This is a genomic window from Stenotrophomonas maltophilia group sp. Smal32 (genome assembly GCF_030237085.1).
In the GTDB taxonomy this organism is placed as follows: domain Bacteria; phylum Pseudomonadota; class Gammaproteobacteria; order Xanthomonadales; family Xanthomonadaceae; genus Stenotrophomonas; species Stenotrophomonas maltophilia_Q.
On sequence record NZ_JASJSI010000002.1, the window covers coordinates 1 to 23,496 of the forward strand.

The window sequence follows — 23,496 nt, forward strand, 5'->3', positions numbered from 1 at the left end:
ATACTAAGAGGCCGTATTTTGTATTATTTTGATATTTTTAAATAAATAAATTCTGCTCAGAAGACTGATTATAAAAAAAAAAAAACACACCACCCCCCCAGACCACAACCGCGCACCAAAAATTCGGGGGGGGGGGGGGGGGGGGGGGGGGGGGGGCCGGGGGGGGGGGGGGGGGCCCCCCCCCCCCCCCCCGCGGCCCCCCCGCCCCCCCCCCCCCCCCCCCCCCCCCCCCACCCCGCCAACTCCAAGGAACCCAGCTTCTGCTTCGGCTGTTGCTGTTGCTCCGACCCCGGCCTGAAGCGGGTGCCGGGTGCAACCCGGCCGATACCCTCCCAGTGCTAGGCTGTGGCCACCGACAACCACGGAGGCGGGATGGGGGCGATCGTGTTGTTGCCGCTGTGCGTGGACGATGCCGCGCTCGACCGCTGCCTGGCTGCACTGGATGCCGGCACCGCGCCGGGCACCGCGGTCTGGTTGGCCGACGATGCGCAGACCGGTCCGCGTGCGCAGGCGGTGGTGGAACACTGGTTGGCGCATACGCCACTGCAGGCCGAATACACCCGCCGCGCGCGGCCGCTGGGGGAAGTGGCGCATCTGGACGAGATGCTGCGCGCCTGCGATGGCATGGACGTGGTCGTGCTGGCCCCGGACAGTGTGCCGGCACCCGGTTGGCTGCAGCAGCTGCAGGATACCTTTGCCCGCGACGCCGCGATCGCCACTGCAACCCCGTGGTGCAACGCGGGTGAAACTGCGGCCTGGCCGCGCTTGGGCGAGATCAATCCCGAGCCCGATGACGCAGAACTGCTGGCTCACGTCTGTAGCGGGCTGCCGACGCTGCACCCGGAACTGCCATCGGCGGTCACCCATGCGGTGCTGGTGCGTGGCAATGCACGCCGTCGCGCCGGTGGCCTGGATGTGGACAGCTACGCCGGCTGGAACGCGGCCCTGGTCGACCTCAGCCTGCGCATGGCCGGCCTGGGCTGGCGCAACGTGCTGTGCGAGACCGCCTTTGTCAGCCGGGCTGGCGAGGCGGTCAGCCGTGATGGCGACCTTGAGGCGCTGGCTGCGCGTTGGCCCGGCTGGGTGCCGCGCCTGGCCGATTTCCTGATGCACGATCCATTGCACGGGCTGCGCGCCGACCTGCAGCAGCGCATGCGGCAGGCGATAATGCCCAGGGAGCAGGGCGACCTGTTCGTTCCTTCCGCACCGGAGCCCCCCGTTTGAATGCTGCCATCGCCGCCATCGTCGTCACCTACCAGAGTGGCAGCACCATCGATGCCTGCCTCTCGCGCCTGCGCCAGGCGCAGGACGTGGCCGAGATCCGGGTGATCGACAACGGCTCGCTGGATGGCACGCTGGATATCGTGCAACGGCACGCCAGCCACGACCCCCGCGTGCGTTTTGTCGGCAATCCGGACAACCCTGGCTTCGCCGCTGCCAACAACCAGGGGGTGGCCGATTCGCACAGCCCGTGGCTGGCCTTCATCAACCCGGACCTGATGGTGGAGCCCGATACCCTGGCCGAGCTGCGCAGCCGTGCCGAAGGGTTGGGTGATTGCCTGCTGGGTGTCGAGCAGCTGGACGAGCATGGCCATGCCGACGAGGCGGTGCGCCGTCGTGATCCGGATTTTCTGTTGATGCTGCGTTCGCCGGGTAGAGGCTCGAAGCTGGCGGTTCCGCGCGACCCCCAGCAGCCGCTGCAGCGGGTGCCGGCACTGTCCGGTGCGCTGCTGATGATGCCGCGTGCGCTGTTCGACCGCATCGGTGGCTGGGACGCTGGCTACCGCCTGCACGCCGAAGACCTGGACCTGTGCCGGCGCGCACGTGAGGCTGGCGCGGTGGTGGCGATCGCCAACGACCTGCAGGTCACCCATGTGCGTGGTGTCTCCAGCCGCTCACGACCGTTCTTCGTTGAATGGCACAAGCACAAGGGCCTGTGGCGCTATTTCCAGAAGTTCGAAGCGAAGCAGCGTTCGCTGCCGGTGCGGGTGGCGGTGTGGTGCGCGATCTGGGCCCACGCTGTGATGCTGGTGCCGCGCCTGTTGCGCCGGTCCCTGTAGAGCCGAGCCCACGCTCGGCCACACGAGATCCGTCGGTAGATCCACGCCATGCGTGGATGGGGTGCCCGATCGGTAGCGCCGAGCCCGCGCTCGGCTGCATGGATAGGGGCATCCATGCAGGGTGTGGATCCACGGGCGGCGCCCCGGTTCACCCGTCCGGGCGCATAATCCGCCCCATGCCTATCATCCAGTCCCTGCTCGACACCGACCTGTACAAGTTCACCATGATGCAGGCGGTGCTCCACCAGCACCCCGGCGCGCAGGTGCAGTACCGGTTCAAGTGCCGCACCCCCGGCATCGACCTGGCCCGTTACATCGACCAGATCGACGAAGAGATCAACCACCTGTGCAGCCTGCGCTTCAGTGACGCGGAACTGGACTACATGCGTGGCCTGCGCTTCGTGAAGCCGGACTTCGCCGATTTCCTCGGTCTGTTCCACCTGGACCGCAAGTACATCCAGTTGCGTGCCTCGAAAACCGTGCCCGGCGAGATCGAACTGGACATCACCGGCCCGTGGCTGCACACCATCCTGTTCGAAGTGCCGCTGCTGGCGATCATCAACGAAGTCTGGTTCCGCAATACCACCACGGCTGACTTCGCCGAAGGCGAGCGCCGCCTGCAGGCCAAGGCCGCGCTGCTGCGCGATACCCCCGGTTTCGAACAGTGTCGCATCGCCGACTACGGCAGCCGCCGGCGTTACTCGCGCGACTGGCATGCGCGCCTGCTGCCGCTGCTGCGCGATGCGCTGGGCCCGCAGCTGGTGGGCACCAGCAACGTGCACTTCGCCCGCCTCTACGGCATGACCCCGCACGGCACGATGGCGCACGAGTACCTGCAGGCGTTCCAGGCGCTGGGCCCGCGGCTGCGTGATTCGCAGGTGGCGGCACTCGAGTCGTGGGCGCGCGAGTACCGCGGCGACCTGGGGATCGCGCTGTCCGACGTGGTCGGCCTGGACGCGTTCCTGCGCGATTTCGACATGTACTTCTGCAAGCTGTTCGACGGTGTCCGCCATGACTCCGGCGATCCGTTCGACTGGGGCGACCGCATGCTGGCGCACTTCCAGCAGCGCCGGGTCGACCCGCGCAGCAAGGTACTGGTGTTCAGCGATGGGCTCGACATCGCCAAGGTCATGCGCCTGTACGACTACTTCCGTGGTCGCTGCCAGGTCGCGTTCGGCGTCGGCACCCACCTGACCAATGATCTGGGTCCGACGCCGCTCAACATCGTCATCAAGATGGTCCGCTGCAACGGCCAGCCGGTGGCCAAGCTCAGCGATTCGCCGGGCAAGAGCATGTGCGACGACCCGGGTTACCTGGCTTACCTGCGCCAGGTCTTCGAGCTGCCGCAGCCGGCGTAACCGCGCCGGCCTTCAGTGCTGCTTACAGGTAGTCGACAACGACCAGGTAGGCGCCCTGCAGCGGCTGCTGCTTCGAGGCCTGCACGCTGTAGCGCTCTGAGAAGGCGATATCGCCGGCGCGCATCGCGCTGGCCGACACCGACAGCTTCTGCCCCTGGCGCTTGCCATCGCGCAGCGTTGCGGCCTGGCCATCGGCCAGCGCCTTCACAGCCACCGTCGAGCCCTTGGCCGACGGCGGGCAGGCCGCCAGGCTCAGCTCGCCCTGGGACAGGTTGGTCGTGCAGCCCGGTTCGACGATGCGGCCGCTGAAGCGGATGCTGCCGCTGCTGGCCTGGGCCACGGCACTGATGGACATCAGGGCCACGCACAGCAGAAGGGAGGTTCTCATGACACGTTCTCTGGTTCGGTGTGTCCTAGTTAGCGACAGCTTCGATCAGCCTTTAATAGGACGATTCCGAATCTGCTAGGCCCATCACCAAGAAAGAGTGATGCGCATCAAAGAAGCCGATTTCCACCTGAAAAAGGCCTGTTTCCGTGCATGCCGAACGCGCCACCTGAAGCGTCATCCAAGGTCGTTTCCGACCTGATCCGGCGACCGTCAAATCCCCGCACCTTTGAGGTCATCATTTCGCCTAGCACGTCACATTTGCAGCGTCAATGAATTGACGTTCAGAAAAATAATGAGACTTTCATCACACTTGTGCATATACTTGCGTCACGGATTCAGGGGAACGTATGTCCGAATCCGGCCACAGGTGAGACGCAAGGATGGGTCTTGTTCGCCCGGCAGTGCTCCTTGCTTCCTCCTCTACTTCCATCTCTTCAGTAGGGTTAGGTAAAAGCGAATGCACAAGATCAACCTCATCGCCGCTCTGATGCTGGCCGCCGCTCCGCTGGCCGCCAACGCCGCCGACGGCACCATCACCTTCACCGGCAAGGTGACCGACAAGACCTGCACCATCTCGACCCCGGGCGGCAAGGACTTCGCCGTCAACCTGCCGACCGTGTCGAAGAACACGCTGGCCGCCGCCGGCAACGTTGCGGGCCGTACCCCGTTCGCGATCAACCTGACCAAGTGCAGCGCCGGCAACGTCGCTACCTACTTCGAGCCGGGTTCGACCGTTGACTTCAACACCGGCCGCCTGCTGAACCAGGCCTCGGCCAACGCTGCCACCAACGTGCAGCTGCAGCTGCTGGGCTCGAACAACCAGGTCCTGCCGATCAAGGCTGCAGGTGCTGGCCAGGCCCAGACCAACTCGCAGTGGGTCACCGTCGGCACCGACGGCTCGGCCGACCTGAACTACTACGCCGAGTACTACGCCACTGCCGCCGCCACCCCGGGCGACGTCACCAGCAGCGTCAAGTACACGATCATCTACAACTGATCGCAGCCGTACCCGCATTGGCCGGCGTACGCGCCGGCCAGTGCCTCGCGGCCTCTGGCCCCATACCTCGAGCGTAGTACTTCCGATGAAAGCATTCTTTCCCCGGGCGCTGCTGCTGGCAGCGTTCACGCTGCCCTTCTGCCAGGACGCACTGGCCGGCGTGGTGGTCAATGGCACGCGGGTGATCTATCCGGCGCAGGCGCGCGAAGTCACCGTGCAGGTCGACAACGTCGGCGACTCGCCCGCCCTGGTCCAGGCCTGGATCGACAGTGGCGACGCCAACCAGACCGCCGATACCAGCGACGCCCCGTTCGTACTGACGCCGCCGATCGCGCGCGTTGAACCGGGCCGCAGCCAAGCGCTGCGCGTGATCTTCTCCGGCGCGCAGCTGCCGACCGATCGCGAGTCTGTGTTCTGGCTCAACGTGCTGGACGTTCCGCCGTCGCCGGACAACGCCGACAGTGGCGACCAGAACTACCTGCAGGTTGCGTTCCGTTCGCGCCTGAAGCTTTTCTACCGGCCGCAGGGCCTGAAGGGCGTCGCCAACGACGCGCCGGCAGCGCTGCGCTGGACGCTCGCCGGCGATCGCCTGCGGGTGGAAAACCCGAGCCCCTTCCACGTCACCCTGGCTGAAGTGCACGCCGTGACCGGCGGCACCGAAAAGGCCGTCGAGGACAAGGGCGCAATGGTTGCACCGAAGCAGAGCCTGGAGTTTGCCGCACCGGCGGGCACCAGCCAGGTCCGCTTCATCACCATCAACGACTACGGCGGCCGGGTGGAACACACGATCCGCCTCGGCAGCACCGGGGGCTGAACGCGCCGCGCTGGCCCACGGCCCGCGCATCCCGCCACCGCCGCCGTGCGGCGAACTGAAGGAATGTCAGTGTGATCGGAAACAGATTGACATTGTCGATCCATCAGGCGCTTTGCCTGCTGGTTGCTGGCGTGGCCTGCCCAGGATGGGCGCTGGCTGCTCCGGCCAATCTCGGCGAACAGGCGCTGATGGCGCAGAGTGGTGCGGCCAATGCGCGTGCCCCGGAGTCGGCCCAGTTCAACTCCAGCTTCCTGTCTGGCCAGGCCAAGCAGGTCGATCTGGCGGCCTTCAGCAACGGCAACCCGATGGTGGCCGGCAACTACCGTGTCGACGTCTATGTCAACGGAGCCTGGCAGGGCCGCCGCGACCTGCAGTTCAAGGCCGATGCGCAGGGCCGCGTAGACGCCTGCCTGCCGCTGCCGATGCTGGAAGAAATGGGCGTGGACAGCGAGGCTGTGCTGCTGCAGCAGGACCCGTCCGTGCCGACCGACACGACCAGCTGCGTGCCGGTGCAGCAGCGCATGGCCAATGCCTATGGCATCTATGACAGTGGCAACCTGCGCTACGACCTCAGCATCCCGCAGGTGTTCCTGCGCCGCGAGGCGCGCGGCTACGTCAATCCGTCGCTGTGGGACCGCGGCATCAATGCCGGCTTCGTCGGCTACAGCTTCAATGCCATCGACAGCGACAGCCGCGTCGAAGGCGGCCAGCGCAACCGCAGTGCCTACCTGGGCCTCAACGCTGGCCTCAACCTGGGCGGCTGGCAGTTCCGCCACGATTCGAACCTGACCTGGTCCGAGGGCGACGGCCGTCATTGGCAGAGCATCGCGACCTACGCCCAGCGCGGCATCCCGCAGGTGCGCGGCATGCTCACCATCGGTGAGGCCTACACCACCGGCGAGCTGTTCGACTCGATCGGTTACCGCGGTGCCAGCCTGGCCAGCGACGACCGCATGCTGCCCGATTCGCTGCGCGGTTACGCGCCGGTCGTGCGCGGCATCGCCGAGACCAACGCGCGCATCGAAGTACGCCAGAACCAGCAGCTGATCTATTCCTCGACCGTATCGCCGGGCAGCTTTGTCATCGATGACCTGTACCCGACCGGCTACGGCGGCGACCTGGAAGTGAGCGTGATAGAGGCCGATGGCCGTCGCCGCGAGTTCAAGGTGCCGTTCGGTTCGGTGCCGCAGATGCTGCGCGAAGGCGTGTCGCGTTACTCGCTGACCGCCGGCCAGGTGCGCAACAAGCTGCTGGCCGATGAGCCGTGGCTGGTGCAGGGCACCTACCAGCGTGGTATCGGCAACCAGCTGACCCTGTACGGCGGCAGCGCACTGAGTGACGGCTACCTGTCGCTGCTGTACGGCGTTGGCCTGTCCACGCCGGTCGGCGCGTTCGCCGCCGACGTCACCCATGCGCGTACCTCGTTCGATCACTACGGCAACCACACCGGTGCCAGCGTGCGCCTGAGCTACAGCAACATGATCGGCGAGACCGGGACCAACCTGACCCTGGCCGCCTACCGCTATTCGACTGAAGGCTTCTACAGCCTGCAGGACGCACTGTACGGTCGTGATTCGGACAAGCGTGGCATCGATCCGACCACCCGCGGCCGCCAGCGCAGCCAGTTCCAGGTGACGCTGAACCAGCCGCTGGGTCGTCGCGGCGGCGCGCTCTACCTGACCGGTTCGGTGCGCGACTTCTACGATCGCCCCGGCACCTCCAAGCAGTACCAGGTCGGCTACAACAACGCCTGGCGCTCAGTGAACTATGGCTTCTCTGCGCTGCGTACCGAAGAGGGCGTTCTGGGCCGTTCCGATACCCAGTACCTGCTGTCGATGAGCGTGCCGCTGGGCCGTGGTACCCACCCGGTATCGTTCAGCGCCGACCTCGGCGTGCGCGATCGCGGTGGCTACGACAACAGCCGCGTCGGCATCACCGGTTCGGCCGGCGTCGACAACAACTTCAGCTATGGCGCCGCCCTGTCCGACTCGCGCGAGGGTGGCACCACCGCGGTCGGCAACGTCGAGTACCGCAGCCGCTATTCCGCATTGAACGCCACCTACAGCCACTCGCGTGATTTCCGCCAGGCCTCGGTCGGTGCCAACGGCAGCGTGGTCGTGCATCCAGGCGGCTTCACCTTCACCCCGCAGCGTGGCGACACCATGGTGCTGGTGGAAGCGCCGGGCGCACGCGATGCCATCGTCAGCAACGCCCCGGGCCTGCGTGTCGATGGCCGCGGCTACGCGGTGGTCCCGTACGTGTCGCCGTACCGCCTCAACACCGTCACCCTCGACCCGCAGGGCATGGCCCACGACGTCGAACTGGAGAGCACCAGCCAGGCGATCGCACCGTTCGCCGGTGCCATCAGCTACCTGCGCTTTGATACCCGCAAGGGCAACGCGCTGCTGATCCAGGTACGCAACCCCGATGGCCGCAGCATGCCGTTCGGTGCACAGGTCAAGGACGAGCAGGGCCAGCCGGTGGGCATGGTCAGCCAGGGCGGCCGCCTGTACGTGCGCAGTGAAAAGAACCAGGGCCGCCTGCTGGTGGAGTGGGGCGCGGGCGCCGATCAGCGCTGCACCGTCGATTACCAGGTTCCGGCGGACGCCGATGCGTCCAAGACCGGCTTCATCCCGCTGGAGGCAGCATGCCGATGATTTCTTCCCGTGGCCGCAAGGTGCTGGCTGCAATGGCGCTGCTGGGCGGTGTTCTGTTGGCGCAGCAGGCCAGCGCAGCCTGCCGCATCCAGATCAATGGTTTCGTTGCGCAGGACGTGCAGATGGACATGGGGCAGATCGTGATCCTGCCCAGCACCCCGGTGGGTGGCGTGATCAAGGAAATCAGCGTGCCGATCAACCAGCAGAACAGCGTCGCCCGCTGCGACTATTGGTATGGCGGCAGCTCGACCGGCGAGTATGTCAATGCCCCGCAGAAGCGGCCAGTGGCCGGCTTTGCCAACGTCTACGAGACCGGTGTTGCTGGCGTAGGTATTCGACTGTTCCGCGACTCCGGCGCGATCCAGACCTACTACCCGCATTCCATCAACTTCGGTGCCAACTCCACCATCTCGCTGATCGGTGGCCAGTTCCGCATCCAGCTGATCAAGACCGCCACGCAGACCGGTTCGGGGGTGATCGCACCCAATGGCCGCTTCACCACCTATTACTTCGATGGTGATGGTCCCAGCCGCCCGGTACTGACCTCGACCTTCAGGGGCTCGGGCACCACCGTGGTCAGCCCGACCTGCGAAGTGCAGGCCGGCAGCCGCAACATCGCGGTCGATTTCGGCAGCGTGGCCAACACCACCTTCACCGGCGTCGGCTCGCGCGCGGTCGACCGTGACTTCGAGATCCGCCTGAACTGCCAGGGCAGCAACGTGGCCGCATACCAGAGCAAGATCGGCATCCGCCTGGATGCCGATCAGGACAGCTCGAACATGCCCGGCGTGCTGAAGCTGAGCGCAGCCACCAACAGCGCTACCCGCATCGGCATCCAGATGGTCCAGCGCGACGGCAGCAGCGAGCGCGAAGTGCGCTTCGGCCAGACCATCAGTGTCGGCACCACCACCACCGGTACCAGTGTCATGAGCCTGCCGCTGCGGGCCCGCTATGTGCAGACCCAGGCCGGCACCGTCGGTGCCGGCACCGCCAACGGGCAGGCGACGTTCACGATCCAGTACGAGTAGTACGCGCTTTCCATTGCTGAGTTTCGAGCCTCACGTCGCCCGTTCCGCGGGCGGCGTTGACTGCGTCTTGATCCCGCAAACGTGAAGATCAGGGCTATCATTGCCGTACAGAAACATGAATGTGATGTACGTCATGAAAGTGACCTCCTTTTCACCGCAGCGCCTCCACTGCCGGGCTTTCCGCCCGGTTGAGGGGCAATGAAAGGATCCGGCGTGCCTGCGACCCACCTTGCCATTGCCGGATTGCCCGCCGAGTTCGTCGAGATGCGCAGCGGAGGCCTGTACTGGGTGGTGGCCGCCGGCAGCGCGCCGACGGACCTGCTCGGTGCCGGCGTGCTGGCCACGGCCGAGGCACTGGATGAAGCCGTGCTGGTCACGCTGGGGCGGGGGGCCGAATCGATGCTGGCGCTGCTGGCTGCCGACCAGGGGCCGGCCCGCCTGCGGCTGTTCCAGCGTTCGCACCATGGCATGCAGCAGGCGCTGCGCGGGCTGACCGGCGATCTGCCGCGCACCGCCTCGGCGCGCACCCGGCTCAGCCTGGTGCAGTTTCCGGTGGCGGCGCTGGACGGCTGGGATGATGCCCGGCTGGCGCGCTGGTGCCAGCAGCTGCAGGAATGTGCCGTGCAGGCGCAGCAGGTGCTGCTGTTGCTGTGCCACGGCGAAGTGGCGACCCTGGCCCCGCGCCTGTTGGCATTGAACCGGATCTGCGCCGGTGTGGCCCAGCTGCATCCGCATCGTGGTGCCCTGCAGCTGCTGCTGCATTACTGGTCCAACAGCCATGGCGTGGTGGCCCAGCGATCGTTCGGCGTCGAGCAGGAAAGCTGCGGGCTGCGCCACCTGGCCGAGGCCGGTGCCGCCGAGACTGGGATCGATGCGACCAGTGGCAGCGACCGCGATGTCTTCCTGGCCCAGGCCGAAGTGCTGGAAGGTGCGCCGCCGTTGTCGGCGGCCTGGCGCCTGTATGACGGCTGGGCCGGATTGCTGCCGGCCGCGCTGCAGGCGCGCGAGGCCACCGTGGTGCTGGCCATCGACGAGAATGCCAAGGTGGATGCACTGGCCCGCCTGCTGCACCGCCTGCGCCGAGAACGTGGCAATGCGCTGAAGCTGGTGGTGCGCGAGCTGCAGCCCTGCCTGCGCTACGCCGATGAGCGGCTGCTGATGCAGTGCGGTTGCAGCCTGGTGGTGCCGTCAGCGACGCCCTTGCCGCGACTGCTGACCCTGCTGGAAACCGTGCAGCGGCAGCGTTGGCAGGGCCAGCTGGCTGAGGATCCGGAGCCGTTGATCCGTGCGCATCGGCCACCATCGGTGAGTGGCCTGGTCAACGCCGCACGCTTCCGCCAGATCGCAGGTGATCGCATCGACCAGGACGGTAGTGCGGTGGAAAGCGCCGTGCTGGCGCTGCAGCCGGTGGCCGGCCTGCGTGCCGAGCAGACCCTGCAGCAGCTGCGCATCCGCCGCCAGGGCGATCTGGCCTGTGTCTACCGCGGGCAGGTGCGCCTGTTCCTGTTTGGTTGCCGGCGTGATGCGGTCGAGCAGGCCCTGGGCAATCTGTTCCGCCTGCCCTGGCGCGAGCTGTTCGATGGCTACCAGCGCCTGGCCGAATATGACATTGCAGCGATGAATGCCCACGGCAGTGATCCTGAGGCCGAGGTGCTGCCCGAAGCACCTGCGGCCCTGCCGGCTGTGGCCCCGGCGCTCGAGGCGCCTGTTTTCACCGCCCCGAAGCCGCTGCGGCTGGGAGATCGCGCATGACCACCGACCAGCAACTCTGGACCCTGATCGTCGCCTGCGCGCTGGTGATGATTCCCTTCGGAGCCATGCTCGGCACGCTGTGGCGCGGGCTGCGCCGCCGTGCCGCACGCTGGCTGCCACCCCGCCATCTGCGCCGCGCCGGTGTACGCCAGCGTGCGCCGCGGAGGGCTGCATGAGTCCGCAGATGGCACCCGCATCTCCCTTCGCCTGGGCCGACCTGCGTGGCTGGAACCTGTACTTCCTGTCCAAGGTGGTACTGGCCTGGATGGGCGCGCTGGATCTGAAGATCCTGCCCAACCTGCTGTTCCTGGGCGCGCTGCTGATTCCGCTGCGCTGGCGCTGGGCACGCATCGCGCGCACCGTCGTCGCGGTACCGGTGGGCGTCGCGCTGTACTACCAGGACACCTGGTGGCCGCCGTTCCGGCGCCTGCTGGTGCAGCCGGGCGTGCTGGACTTCTCGGCCGACTATTGGCTTGAACTGGCCCAGCGCTTCATCAACTGGCAGATGGTGGCGGTACTGGTGATGCTGGTGCTGGCCTACGTGCTGCTCAAGCCGTGGCTGCGCATCACTACCCTGAGCGTGCTGGGCATGCTTGGCCTGGCCGTGATGGCGATACCGATGCCGGCGGGCTGGAACTGGGGGCAGGGTACCGCCACCGCAGCCACCGCCAGCACCGGAGGCACCTCAGGTGGCGGCCTGCCGCCGGCCAACAACGAGACGCTCAATGCATGGCTGGCCAGCTTCTACCAGCAGCAGGCCAGCCTCAAGACCAGCTTCCCCGCGCCGGGCAGCGGCGCGCCGTTCGACGTCATCATCCTCAACATCTGCTCGCTGGCATGGAGCGATCTGGATGAAGTGGGGCTGCGCCAGAACAACCTGCTCGACCACATGGACGTGGTGTTCGACGACTTCAACTCGGCAACCGCCTACAGCGGCCCAGCAGCGATCCGCCTGCTGCGCGCCAGTTGTGGCCAGACCTCGCACACCGCGCTGTTCGATCCGGTGCCGGCCGAGTGCCAGCTGTTCTCGGACCTGCAGCATCTAGGCTTCCAGAGCGAGCTGGCGATGAACCATGACGGTCACTTCGACGACTTCATCGGTGAACTGCACCAGTACGGTGGGCTGCAGGCGCAGCCGATGGACATCAGCGCGTTTCCTAAAGCGCTGGTGGCGTTCGACAAGTCACCGCTGCGCCGCGATGGTGATGTGCTGATGGCGTGGTGGAAACAGCGGCTGGCCGGGACCAGCCAGCAGGTGGCGCTGTTCTACAACACGATCTCGCTGCACGATGGCAACCGCATCGTCGGCGCCGATGGCCGTTCGAATGCCGCCGACTACAAGGCACGTGCGGAAATGGTGCTGGGTGACATGGCCGGTTTCGTCGATGCGGTGGAGAAGAGTGGCCGCCGCGCGATGATCGTGGTGGTGCCTGAGCATGGCGCGGCCCTGCATGGCGACCGCATGCAGATTCCGGGCATGCGTGAGATTCCCAGTCCATCGATCACCCACGTGCCGGTGGGCGTGAAGCTGATCGGCATGGGCGCGCCGGCGGCCGGCGGCCCACGTCATGTGCCCGAACCGAGCAGCTACCTGGCGGTGTCCGAGCTGGTGTCGCGTGTGTACGCGCTCAATGCCCAGTCGCCGCCGAGCGAGCGCAACTGGGACAGCCTGCTGAAGGGGTTGCCGCAGACACCGTCGGTATCGGAGAACGAAGGCGCCAAGGTCATCGAGTACGCCGGCAAGCCCTGGCTGCAGCTGCAGGGCAGCCAGACCTGGAGCCCCTACCCGGAGGAGGCGCGCTGATGCCTGCCGACATTCTTGCCGTGCCGGTCACACTGTCCGTGGAAGAGGATGACATCGACCTGCTGCGCCGCAGCCTGGACATGCCGGGCTTGCCCTACGTGGACTTCTCGGCCCAGCAGGAACGTGCACGGGCGCTGGCGCGCTGGCCGTTGCTGGCCGAACTGGAGCCGCGCCGATGAGCACCGTGTTGTCGCTGCAGGGCATCCATGGCGGAACCGGCGTCACTACGGTGCTTGCCGCGCTGGGCCAGGGCCTGCACGCCCAGGGGCAGCGTGTGCTGCTGGTCGAATGCAGCCCGGACCAGATGCTCGGCCTGCACCTGGGCCTGCCTGCCGACGTGGACAACGGTTGGGCGCGCGCGCAGCTGGACGGTACGGATTGGCGTGATGCCGCCTACGCCGTCGCAGCAGGACTCGCGGTGCTGCCCTACGGTCGTGTCGACGCCGGGGCCGCGATGCACATCGAACAGCAGCTGCAGCAGGCACCGGCCACCTGGGCCGAACGCATTCCGCTGCTGGAGGCCCAGTTCGACTGGATCCTGTTCGACCTGCCGCAGCGCCTGCCGGCGCACGCTGCGGCCATCAACCAGCACGCGCGCTGCACGCTGCCGCTGCGCCTGGCCTGTGTCGATCCGGTCAGCCATGTGTTCCTGCAACGACAGCCGGATGACACTCGCCTGCTGCTGGCCAACCGCTATGACCCGGTCATTCCGGTGCAGCGCGACCTGATGCAGCTGTGGCTGCACGCGCACGGGGCGCGGCTGGTGCCGCAGCCGCTGCACGAGGATGCGCGGGTGCCGTCCGCATTGGCCAGCAAGCAGCCACTGGGCCGCTATGCGACCGATTCGCTGGCTGCTGCCGATGTGGATGGCTTGGTGCTGTGGTGCCTGGCGGAGGCCGCACGGCGCCAGGCCGCGGCGGGAGGACGCTGATGGGTGCCCGCGTCTATTACCTGGACTGGGGACGCCTGCGTGAGCGGGTGCATGCGTCCTGGCCGACGCGGGCAATGCTGTGGCTGCTGCAATGCGTGGGCTGGGCGTTCCTGCGCCTGGAAGGGCCGGCGTGGCAGGCACAGGCCCCGCGCCTGCGCAACGCCTTCCCGCAGATCCAGGGCGACCGTCGCTGGCGCCCGGGCGATCCGTTGCGGTTACTGATCCAGGCCATGTGGCTGTCGGTGGTGCGGTTGGTACCGCAGCCTTCGCTGAGGCGGCAGCGGTTGGCCCAGGCCCGGCGCGAACGCATTGCCGAACTGCGTGGCGCGGCCGGTCGCGGCCGCCTGCGCTATCTGCGCGCCATGCGCGATGCGCCCAGTGAATTCTGGAACAGCCGCGTGGCGGCCTGGTTCGGCCGGAAGGTGGGCAGCCTGTCGCCACGTTCGCGGCACCTGCTGACCCTGCTGGTCGGGTTGGCCACGCTGGGGCTGGCGGCGCTGTGCATCACCCAGCCGTTCACCTATCTCGCACAGTTCGTGTTCGTTGCACTGCTGTGGGCCATCGCGCTGCTGGTGCGGCGCATGCAGGGGCGCTATGCGACGCTGGTGCTGGTGGTGCTGTCGATCACCGTGTCCTGCCGTTACCTGTGGTGGCGCTACACCGCCACGCTGAACTGGAACAGCACCTTCGACCTGGTCTGTGGCGTGGTGCTGCTGGCGGCGGAAACCTATTCGTGGCTGGTGCTGATGCTGGGCTACGTGCAGGTGGCCTGGCCGCTGCGTCGCCGTCCGGCGCCGTTGCCGGCCGATATCCGCCAGTGGCCGACGGTGGATGTGCTGATTCCCACCTACAACGAAGACCTGGCGCTGGTGAGGCACACCGTGTACGCAGCAATGGGCCTGGACTGGCCGGCCGACAAGCTGCGCATCCATATCCTCGATGATGGCAAGCGCGAAGAATTCCGCGCATTCGCCGAGCGTGCCGGGGTCAACTACATCACCCGCGCCGACAACCGCCATGCCAAGGCCGGCAATCTCAACCATGCGTTGACCCTGATCGATGGTGAGCTGGTGGCCATCTTCGACAGCGATCACCTGCCGGTGCGTTCGTTCCTGCAGATCACCTGCGGTTGGTTCCTGCGCGACCCGAAACTGGCGCTGGTGCAGACCCCGCACCACTTCTTCTCGGCCGATCCGTTCGAACGCAACCTGCAGGTGTTCCGCAGCGACCCCAACGAAGGCGAGCTGTTCTACGGTCTGGTGCAGGACGGCAACGACCTATGGAACGCGGCGTTCTTCTGCGGCTCCTGCGCGGTACTGCGGCGCGAGGCCATCGATGCCATCGGCGGGTTTGCCACCGAGACCGTCACCGAAGATGCGCACACCGCGCTGCGCCTGCATCGCAACGGCTGGAACTCGGCCTACCTGCGCATTCCGCAGGCGGCCGGCCTGGCCACCGACAGCCTCGGCGCGCACGTCAACCAGCGCATCCGCTGGGCACGCGGCATGGTGCAGATCTTCCGCATCGACAACCCGCTGCTGGGCAAGGGCCTGAGCTTGTTCCAGCGCTTCTGCTACGCCAACGCGATGCTGCATTTCCTGGCCGGCATTCCGCGCCTGGTGTTCCTCACCGCGCCGCTGGCGTTCCTGCTGCTGCACGTCTACATCATCTACGCACCGGCACTGGCCATCCTGCTGTTCGTGGTGCCGCACATGGCCCACGCCAGCCTTACCAACGCGCGAATCCAGGGCAAGTACCGGCGACCGTTCTGGGGTGAGGTGTACGAGACCGTGCTGGCCTGGTACATCGCACGGCCCACCACCGTGGCGCTGTTCAGCCCGGGCCGTGGCAAGTTCAACGTCACCGACAAGGGCGGTACCCAGGCCGGTGATCGTTTCGACTGGCGCGTAGCGCAGCCCTACCTGGTGCTGGCGCTGCTGAACGTGCTGGGCCTGTGCTTTGCCGTGTGGCGCTTCATGCATGGGCCGCTCGACGAACGCGGCACGGTGGTCGTCAGTTCGCTGTGGGTGCTGTACAACCTGCTGATCATCGGTGGGGCGCTGGCGGTGGCCGCTGAAGTGCAGCAGGTGCGGCGCACGCATCGCGTCACCACCCACCTGCCGATGGCGCTGCAGGTACCCGATGGCCGCCGCCTGCGCGGCGTGCTTCAGGATTACTCCAACGATGGCGTGGGCGTCGAGCTCGGCGAAGACGCACAACTGGCCGAAGGCCAGCGCGTGCAGGTGCTGCTGGGGCGCGGCCGCCGCGAGTTCGCGTTCCCGGCGCGCGTGCAGCGCACGGTCGGCCAGCGACTGGGCCTGCTGCTGCTGTTCGAGAACGAACGCCAGCGCGTCGAGTTCGCCCAGTGCACCTTCGCCCGCGCCGATGCCTGGCTCGACTGGCACGCCGGTTACCAACCCAAGAGCCTGCCGCGCAGCCTGTGGAGCGTGCTGGTCCTGGGCTGGCGTGGCTATCGGCGGATGGGTGATTTCGCACCGTTCGACCTTGACCGCCCGGCACACTGGAACCGTCGCCTGCTGCGATGGCTGGCCAGTTTTGCTCCGCAACGTCCGCTTCCTTCCCACCCGGCTGACCCAGCCGCTGATCCAGGGCTTCGTCCATGACCCTTCCGTCCTCTCTGCGTTGGCTGCTGCTGCCCCTGCTGGCCCTGCCCGTGGCGTCAGGCAACAGCGCGCCTGCCCCGGCATCGGCCACTCCTCCCACCACGGCGCCTGCCGCGCCACCGATGCCGAGCGTGCCGGCCGCACCCGCCACCACGCCTGCCGCCGGTACCGAGCCCGCGCTGGCGCAGACCTGGGCGGGCAGCGCCTGGCCCTGGCAGCGGCAGAACACCTTCGCGCAGCTGGGGCGTCGCCAGGACACGCTGCTGTCGGGGGTGCGCAATGCCACCACCTTCGAGTTCCAGGTGCGCCGTGACCGCCTGGTCCGCGATGCGGAACTGGATCTGAGCTTCACGCCTTCACCATCGCTGCTCCCGACCCTGTCGCACCTGCGGGTCTACCTCAACGACGCGATGATGGGCGTGGTGCCGATCAGCAACGACCAGCTCGGCCGCCCGGTGCAGGCCAAGCTGCCGCTGGACGCACGCCTGATCGCCGATTTCAACCAGGTCCGCCTGGAGTTCGTCGGTCACTACACCGACATCTGCGAAGAGCCGACGCACAGCTCGCTGTGGGTCAACCTGTCCAGCAACAGCACGCTGCGCCTGGGTGGCCAGCCACTGGCGATGCAGGACGACCTGGCCAACTTCCCGCTGCCGTTCTTCGACCCGCGCGATACCGCACGCCTGGAACTGCCGGTGGTGTTCGCCGCCGCACCGAGCCTGGCGCAGCAGCGCGCGGCGGCGGTGATGTCCTCGTACTTCGGCAGCCTGTCCGGCTGGTGGCGCCAGGCGCGTTTCCCGGTCAGCTTCGGTGCGCTGCCGGACAAGGGCCACGCGGTGGTGCTGGCGGTCAACGGCAGGTTCCCGCCGGTGATCGCCAACCATGCCCCAGTGAAGGGCCCGATGATCGAACTGATGTCGCTGCCGGAGGATCCGCAGCGCAAGCTGCTGCTGGTGCTGGGCCGCAACGATGAGGATCTGCAGAAGGCGGTGGCCGCGATGGCGGCCGGCAACGTGCTGTTCCGCGGCCGTCAGGTCAGCGTCGACGAGATCAAGCCGCTGGCCCCGCGCAAGCCGTACGACGCACCGAACTGGGTGCGTACCGACCGCGCCGTGCGCCTGGCCGAACTACTCGACTATCCGCAGCAGCTGCACGCCAACGGCGTGTCGCCGCAGCCGATCACGGTCAACCTCAACCTGCCGCCGGACCTGTTCATCTGGCGCAACCAGGGCATTCCGCTGAACCTGCGCTACCGCTACACGCCGCCGTTCGGCAGCGATGAGTCGCGGCTGGGCGTTGCAATCAACGACCAGTTCATCTCCAGCTTCCCGCTGGTGCGCCGCAACGGCAAGCAGGGCCTGGAGGAAATCCGCCTGCCGGTGCTGGCCGGCGATGCCGGTGCCGATGACGGGCGCCTGTTGATTCCGGCGCTCAAGCTGGGCGACCGCAACCAGCTGCGCTTTGATTTCAACTTCGCCAGCGTGATGGGAAGTGCACAGCGCGATCATTGCCAGACCGTGCTGCCGCCCAACCTGCAGGCAGCCATCGAGGAAGACTCGACCATCGACTTCTCCGGGTTCCATCACTACATGGGCCTGCCGGACCTGTCCGCGTTCGCACTCAGCGGTTTCCCCTTCACCCGCATGGCCGATCTGTCCGAGACGGTCGTGCTGGTGCCGCCCGGCGCCAGCGAAGCACAGGTCAGCCTGCTGTTGAACCTGATCGGTGGGCTGGGCGTGCAGAGCGGCTACCCGGCCTATGGCCTGCGCCTGTCCGATGACTGGAAGCAGGCCAGCGCGCTGGATGCGGACCTGCTGATGCTGGGCGCCCTGCCTGCCGAATTGCGCGGCAGCCAGCAGCTGTCGCTGCTGATCGACGACCAGCGCGCACGTCTGCTCAACGGCCAGTCGCCGTCGCCGCAGCAGGCGATGGAACAGGCGCGCCGTGGCAGCCGCGATGGCGACCCGGCGGTGACCGAAGTGGCAGTGAGCGCGCAGGCGCCGTTCGCCGCGATCATCGGCATGCAGTCGCCGAGGCATGCGCAGCGCAGCATCGTTTCGCTGGCCGCCAGCAACGCCGCCGACTACGGCCTGCTCGACGATGCACTCAGCGATACCGGCAAGCGCGAAGCCATCGCCGGTTCGGTGGCGATCCTGCGTACCTCGGGCATCCACAGCCAGTTCGTCGGCGATCACTACTACGTCGGCGCGCTGCCGTGGTGGCTGCTGCTGTGGTACCACCTGGCCGACCACCCGGCACTGCTGGCGGTGCTGGCCACGCTGGTGGTGCTGATGGTCGCCTTCCTGTTGTGGCGCACGCTGCGCTGGGTTGCGGCCAAGCGCCTGGACCCGGGGCACTGATGGCACGCACTCGGCATCCGCTGGTCACCGCTTCCGGCCTGGTCCTGTTGGGACTGGCCGGTGCCGGGCCATGCGCGGCGCAGACCTTGTCCGATACACCGGGCGGAACCGTCGCCGAGCAGCGCCAGTGGTTGCTGCAGCAGGTGCGCATCGGTGAGGCCACCGGTCGCCAGAGCCTGATCGAAGACGCGCTGGCGCGGCTGCGCATGCTGGCACCGGATGATCGCGGCACGCTGGTGGCGATCCTGGAAGTGCAGTTGTCGCAGCAGAAGCTGCAGGATGCCGAGGCGACCCTGAAGCGCCTGCGCGAGATCGGCGCGGGTACCCGTGAACTGGCCGCCGGCGAACGCCTCTGGCAGGCCTACCGTGGTGACCTGCAGCAGGACCTGCAGCAGGCGCGTCTGTTCGCTGCCGGTGGTCGCAGCGCCGAAGCGCTGGCGATCTACCGGCGCCTGTTCAACGATGACCCGCCCGGCCTGCAGCTGGGCCTGGAGTACTGGCGCCTGCGCGGCGCCCAGGCGGATGGGCGTACACAGGCGATCCGTGCGCTGAGCGAACTGGACCGCAGCTATCCGGGCAATGTGCCGTTGCTGCAGGCGCTGTCGCAGATGCTGTTCGCGGCCGGCCGCGATGCCGAGGCGCTGGCCGCGCTGCAGCGCATGGGGCGCAATCCGGAAGCGCGCGGCATGGCGGCGGACGCCGAGTGGGCCTACCTGAAGGATCAGCCGGCCGATGACCGCAGCGTACGCAGGCTGCAGGACTTCATCACCCGCAACCCGACGTTCGCCGACATCGCGTTGGTGCGCGAGCGCTACACCGACCAGCACAAGCGGGTCAGCGACCCGGCGTGGCGCGCCGGTCTGCGTGGCCAGCAGTTGCTCGATGCAGGCCGCAATGAAGAGGCCGAGCGCGCCTTCCTGCAGGCCCTGCGCGGTTATCCTCGCGAGCCCGACCTGCTGGGGGGGCTGGGCATGGCGCTGATGCGCCAGGGCCGCCGCGAGCAGGCCATCAACTATTTCCAGCGTGCGGTGCAGGCCACCCCGGCCGGTGACAGCAACGACAAGTGGCGTGACCTGATCGCCAGCACCCGCTACTGGCTGCAGCTGGACCAGGCCGACGCGGCGCTGGCGGCCGGCCGGCTGGACGAAGCCGAGCGCCTGTATGCGCAGGCGCGTCGCCAGCAGCCCCGCGACGTCAATGCTGCACTGGGCCTGGTCGACGTGGCCGTGGCCCGTGGTGATGACGCCGCGGCCGAACGCCAGTTGCAGGTTGCCCGGCGGATGGCCCCCAACGATGCCAACGTGATCCGCAAGCTGGTGCAGCTGTACGGCCGCACCGATCCTCAACGGCTGGAAGCCTTCATCAACGCATTGCCCGCTGCCCAGCGCAGGTTGTATGCCGAAGACCTGCGCCAGCTGCAGATCAGTCGCTTGCGTGAGCGTCGCGAGCAGGCGCTGGCTGCCGGGGATGCAGGCACTGCGATCACGCTGGGACAGCAGCTGCGCGGCGAACTGCCGGGCGATGCATGGCTGGCCTATGCGCTGGGCAACGAGCTGCGCGCCGCCGGCCGGCAGGACGAAGCCGACGCGGTGGTGGCCGACATGGCCACGCACAACGACAGTGCCGAAGCGCGCTACGCGCAGGCGCTCTATCTGTCGGGATCCGATCGGCTGCCGCAGGCGCTGGCGGTGCTCGATGCGCTGCCGCAGGCGCAGTGGGACGATGACATCCGCGCGCTGTCGGCGCGCCTGCAGCGGCAGCAGCTGGTCGATCATCTGTGGGATCTGCGTGCGCAGGGCAGGGAGGCCGAAGCCATCGCGCTGCTGCAGCAGCAACCGCCCAGCACCGACAACGATCTGCTGATGGCCGAATGGGCGCGCCTGCGCGGCGACCACGCGCAGGCGCTGCACTACTACCAGCGCGTGCTTGCTGCACAGCCGGGCAACGTGGATGCGCAGCTGGGCCAGGTACAGGCCTGGATCGGCACCGGCGATCTGGCCAGCGCACGCCGCCAGATGCACGACGCACCGCCAGCAGTGGACGATGCCGAGATCGGCCAGCAGCGCCAGCTCGCCACGATCTGGACCGACCTGCGCGAGGACACGAAGGCGCTGGCGATCCTGCGCGCGCTGCTGGCGCGCAAGACCGGGCCCGACGCACAATCCTGGCGTGATGCGGCACGGCTGGTGCGCCGCGATGATCCACAGCAGGCGCTGGACATGTATGCGCAGGCGATGGCCGACAACGGCCTGTTGGCCCCCAGCCAGGCCGCGCCGCGCGACAACCGCGCGCTGACCCTGGCCAGCCGCGAGACGGCCGGCGATGACTGGTTGCGGCGCAGCCTGCGCAGCGACGTGGAGACCCTGTACCAGCAGGAGAATCCCACCCTGACGGTGATGCAGGACACCGGGCGCCGTAGCGACGGAACCCCGGGTATTTCGCGGCTGTCGCGCGATACCCGCATCGCGCATCTCGACGCGCCGTTCGCCGGTGGCCTGGGCTGGGCGCGCATCGAGCAGGTGAGCTTCGATGCCGGCCGCTTCCAGACCGACGGGAACGGGGCCTACGACGAGGATTTCGGTAGCTGCGACCTGGATCTGCTGCAGGCTGACAACAGCCGCCTGCGCGCACCGGGTTGCACCCGTTTCGTGCACCAGCGGCGCACCTCCGGCGCCGGCTTCGCCGTGGGCTGGCGCACCCTGGATGACCGCTGGAACTTCGATATCGGCCACACCCCGTCCAACTACGTGGTCGGCAACTGGCTTGGCGGTATCACCCTCAATGGTGACCTCGGGCGCTTCGGCTGGGGCGCCACGGTGTCGCGGCGGCCAATGACCAATTCGCTGCTGTCGCAGGCCGGTGCGGTTGATCCGCGCAGTGGCATCAGCTGGGGCGGCGTCACCGCCAACGGCGTGACCTTCAGCCTCGGCTACGACCAGGGTGGCCGCGATGGCGTGTGGTCGAACTGGAGCTGGCATCGGCTGACCGGCCACAACGTGGCCGACAATACCCGTGCACGCGCGATGGTGGGCTGGTACCACAAGCTGATCCAGCGCCCCGACATGCGGCTGGATGTGGGCACCACCGCGATGTACTGGCGCTACCAGAAGGACCTGGGCGGTTACTCGCTGGGCCAGGGCGGCTACTACAGCCCGCAGCGCTATGCGTCGCTGAGCCTGCCGGTCAGCTTCGCCTGGCGCAACGACGTGTGGTCGCTGCGCCTGGATGGCTCGGTAAGTGTGTCCAGTGCGCGTACCTCGTCGATCAGCCGTTTCCCCGACCAGGCATTGATCGAGCGCGTGATTGCACAGCTCGAGCCGCAGTATGGCCCCCTGCAGCTGGACGAGGCCGGCCTGTACACCGGCGACAGCAGCAGCACCGGCACCGGCTACCGCCTGTATGGTGCGGTCGAGCGCCGCCTGGGCGACCACTTCGTGCTGGGTGCCGCCGGCACGCTGCAGCGCAGCCGCGATTTCTCGCCGAATTCGTTCCAGCTCTACCTGCGCTACACCTTCGAACCGTGGCAGGGAAACCTGCCATTGCCCGTATCGCCACTGGTGCCGTATGGCGAATTCCGCTGACCTGCGGCGACGTCGCCTGCTGCAGGCGGCCGCCACGCTGCCGCTGCTTGGCTGGTGCAGTGCGCAGGCCGCGCCCGCACCGCGCTGGCCGGCGTGGCAGGTACTGCTCGACAGCAGCCTGAGCCGCGACGGACGCATGATCGATCGCAGCCAGGACGATCAGCGCAGTACCTCCGAAGGCCAGTCCTATGCCTTGTTCTTCGCCCTGGTCGACAACGACCAGGCGCTGTTCGACCGCATCCTGGGCTGGACCCAGGACAACCTCGCCGAAGGCGACATGGGCAAGCGCCTGCCGGCCTGGCTGTGGGGACGCGATGACGCCGGAGCGTGGCGGGTACTGGATGACAACCCGGCCTCGGACTCCGATCTCTGGCTGGCCTATGCGCTGCTGGAAGGCGCGCGGCTGTGGCGCCGTCCCGCGCTGAACGCCATCGCCGAGGGCATGCTCGCCCAGGTGCGGGCACGCGAGATCGTGGACCTGCCCGGGCTCGGCCCGATGCTGTTGCCGGGCCCACAGGGATTCGTCGAAGGGGACGCCACGCGTGTCAACCCCAGTTATCTGCCACTGCCGCTGCTGCGCCGCTTTGCGGTGGAGGATCGCGGTGGGCCGTGGCAGGCACTGGCGCGCAACAGCGTGCAGCTGTTGCAGCAGAGCAGCCCGCACGGGTTCGCACCGGACTGGGCGGCGTGGAAAGGCGATCGCTTCGTCGTCGATCCGGTGCGCGGTGCGGTCGGCGGCTACGATGCGATCCGCTGCTACACCTGGGCAGGCATGACCGCGCCGCGCGATCCGTTGTTCCGCACGCAGCTGGCGGCCCTGTCCGGGCCGCTGCAGCGCCTGCGCAGTGGTGCGCCGATGTGGGAAAAGATCGACACCCGCAGTGGCCAGGGGCAGGGCGAAGGCAACTACGGATTCCGTGCGGCCCTGCTACCGTATCTGATCGCGCAGGGCGACACGGAGCACGCGCAGTCGCTGCGGGCCAGCCTGCCCAGCGCCGAACAGCAGCGTGCTGATGCACCGGCCTATTACTCGCAGATGCTGGCCCTGTTCGGCTTGGGCTGGGCTGAAGGACGCTGGCGTTTCGCCGCCGACGGCCGCCTGCAGCCGCGCTGGTAGCTGCAGTGCTGCGGGGTCGGATCCC

At 67.6% G+C, this 23,496-nt stretch carries 17 protein-coding genes; 16 read left to right on the plus strand and 1 reads right to left on the minus strand.

Features of this window, described 5'->3' with window-relative positions; all coding sequences use genetic code 11:
* Positions 1–372: 372 nt before the first annotated feature.
* The 3 genes from QRO91_RS00485 to pncB all read left to right on the plus strand — a co-directional run bounded on the left by QRO91_RS00485 (position 373) and on the right by pncB (position 3,418).
* Positions 373–1,224 (plus strand): glycosyltransferase family 2 protein, encoded by an 852-nt coding sequence (locus QRO91_RS00485; RefSeq protein WP_197619719.1) that lies wholly within the window; start codon positions 373–375, stop codon positions 1,222–1,224.
* Entirely contained in the window at positions 1,221–2,060 is an 840-nt protein-coding gene (locus tag QRO91_RS00490) for a glycosyltransferase family 2 protein (RefSeq protein WP_049429476.1), read from the plus strand. The genes QRO91_RS00485 and QRO91_RS00490 overlap by 4 nt, the downstream gene beginning before the upstream one ends.
* A gap of 176 nt (positions 2,061–2,236) precedes the next feature.
* Complete coding sequence (gene pncB, locus QRO91_RS00495; RefSeq protein ID WP_049429477.1) at positions 2,237–3,418, plus strand: nicotinate phosphoribosyltransferase; 1,182 nt, start codon at positions 2,237–2,239, stop codon at positions 3,416–3,418.
* A gap of 22 nt (positions 3,419–3,440) precedes the next feature.
* Here the strand turns inward: pncB and QRO91_RS00500 are convergent, their stop codons facing one another.
* Positions 3,441–3,806 carry a hypothetical protein gene (locus QRO91_RS00500; RefSeq protein WP_197632459.1) on the minus strand — a complete coding sequence of 122 codons (366 nt, stop codon included), beginning with the start codon at positions 3,804–3,806 and terminating at the stop codon, positions 3,441–3,443.
* A gap of 457 nt (positions 3,807–4,263) precedes the next feature.
* Here QRO91_RS00500 and QRO91_RS00505 point away from each other — a divergent pair, with 457 nt between their 5' ends.
* From QRO91_RS00505 to bcsZ, 13 genes are all read left to right on the plus strand, one after another.
* A complete protein-coding gene (locus QRO91_RS00505; RefSeq protein WP_033834853.1) occupies positions 4,264–4,803 on the plus strand; it encodes a fimbrial protein in 540 nt (179 codons plus the stop codon).
* Between the two features lie 85 nt (positions 4,804–4,888).
* Positions 4,889–5,617 carry a molecular chaperone gene (locus QRO91_RS00510; RefSeq protein ID WP_049429478.1) on the plus strand — a complete coding sequence of 243 codons (729 nt, stop codon included), beginning with the start codon at positions 4,889–4,891 and terminating at the stop codon, positions 5,615–5,617.
* A gap of 92 nt (positions 5,618–5,709) precedes the next feature.
* On the plus strand, positions 5,710–8,274 hold the full coding sequence (locus QRO91_RS00515) for a fimbria/pilus outer membrane usher protein (RefSeq protein WP_197632462.1): 2,565 nt from the start codon (positions 5,710–5,712) through the stop codon (positions 8,272–8,274).
* Entirely contained in the window at positions 8,265–9,302 is a 1,038-nt protein-coding gene (locus QRO91_RS00520) for a fimbrial protein (RefSeq protein ID WP_049429480.1), read from the plus strand. Before QRO91_RS00515 ends, QRO91_RS00520 begins: the two co-directional genes overlap by 10 nt.
* Before the next feature lie 213 nt (positions 9,303–9,515).
* Positions 9,516–11,054 carry a BcsE family c-di-GMP-binding protein gene (locus tag QRO91_RS00525; protein ID WP_049429481.1) on the plus strand — a complete coding sequence of 513 codons (1,539 nt, stop codon included), beginning with the start codon at positions 9,516–9,518 and terminating at the stop codon, positions 11,052–11,054.
* A complete protein-coding gene (bcsF, locus tag QRO91_RS00530; protein ID WP_049429482.1) occupies positions 11,051–11,230 on the plus strand; it encodes a cellulose biosynthesis protein BcsF in 180 nt (59 codons plus the stop codon). Before QRO91_RS00525 ends, bcsF begins: the two co-directional genes overlap by 4 nt.
* The gene (gene bcsG, locus QRO91_RS00535; RefSeq protein ID WP_285310188.1) at positions 11,227–12,858 is read left to right on the plus strand and encodes a cellulose biosynthesis protein BcsG; all 1,632 of its coding nucleotides are present in this window, start codon (positions 11,227–11,229) and stop codon (positions 12,856–12,858) included. Before bcsF ends, bcsG begins: the two co-directional genes overlap by 4 nt.
* Positions 12,858–13,037, plus strand: coding sequence for a cellulose biosynthesis protein BcsR (gene bcsR, locus QRO91_RS00540; RefSeq protein WP_049402398.1), 180 nt, complete (start codon positions 12,858–12,860; stop codon positions 13,035–13,037). Before bcsG ends, bcsR begins: the two co-directional genes overlap by 1 nt.
* Entirely contained in the window at positions 13,034–13,789 is a 756-nt protein-coding gene (gene bcsQ / locus QRO91_RS00545; protein ID WP_197632458.1) for a cellulose biosynthesis protein BcsQ, read from the plus strand. The genes bcsR and bcsQ overlap by 4 nt, the downstream gene beginning before the upstream one ends.
* A complete protein-coding gene (bcsA, locus tag QRO91_RS00550; RefSeq protein WP_197619727.1) occupies positions 13,789–16,413 on the plus strand; it encodes a UDP-forming cellulose synthase catalytic subunit in 2,625 nt (874 codons plus the stop codon). The genes bcsQ and bcsA overlap by 1 nt, the downstream gene beginning before the upstream one ends.
* Positions 16,410–18,773 carry a cellulose biosynthesis cyclic di-GMP-binding regulatory protein BcsB gene (bcsB, locus tag QRO91_RS00555; protein WP_197650618.1) on the plus strand — a complete coding sequence of 788 codons (2,364 nt, stop codon included), beginning with the start codon at positions 16,410–16,412 and terminating at the stop codon, positions 18,771–18,773. Before bcsA ends, bcsB begins: the two co-directional genes overlap by 4 nt.
* Positions 18,773–22,354 carry a cellulose synthase complex outer membrane protein BcsC gene (bcsC, locus tag QRO91_RS00560; protein ID WP_197619729.1) on the plus strand — a complete coding sequence of 1,194 codons (3,582 nt, stop codon included), beginning with the start codon at positions 18,773–18,775 and terminating at the stop codon, positions 22,352–22,354. The genes bcsB and bcsC overlap by 1 nt, the downstream gene beginning before the upstream one ends.
* Positions 22,338–23,471 (plus strand): cellulose synthase complex periplasmic endoglucanase BcsZ, encoded by a 1,134-nt coding sequence (bcsZ, locus tag QRO91_RS00565; RefSeq protein ID WP_049429487.1) that lies wholly within the window; start codon positions 22,338–22,340, stop codon positions 23,469–23,471. Before bcsC ends, bcsZ begins: the two co-directional genes overlap by 17 nt.
* Positions 23,472–23,496: the final 25 nt, after the last annotated feature.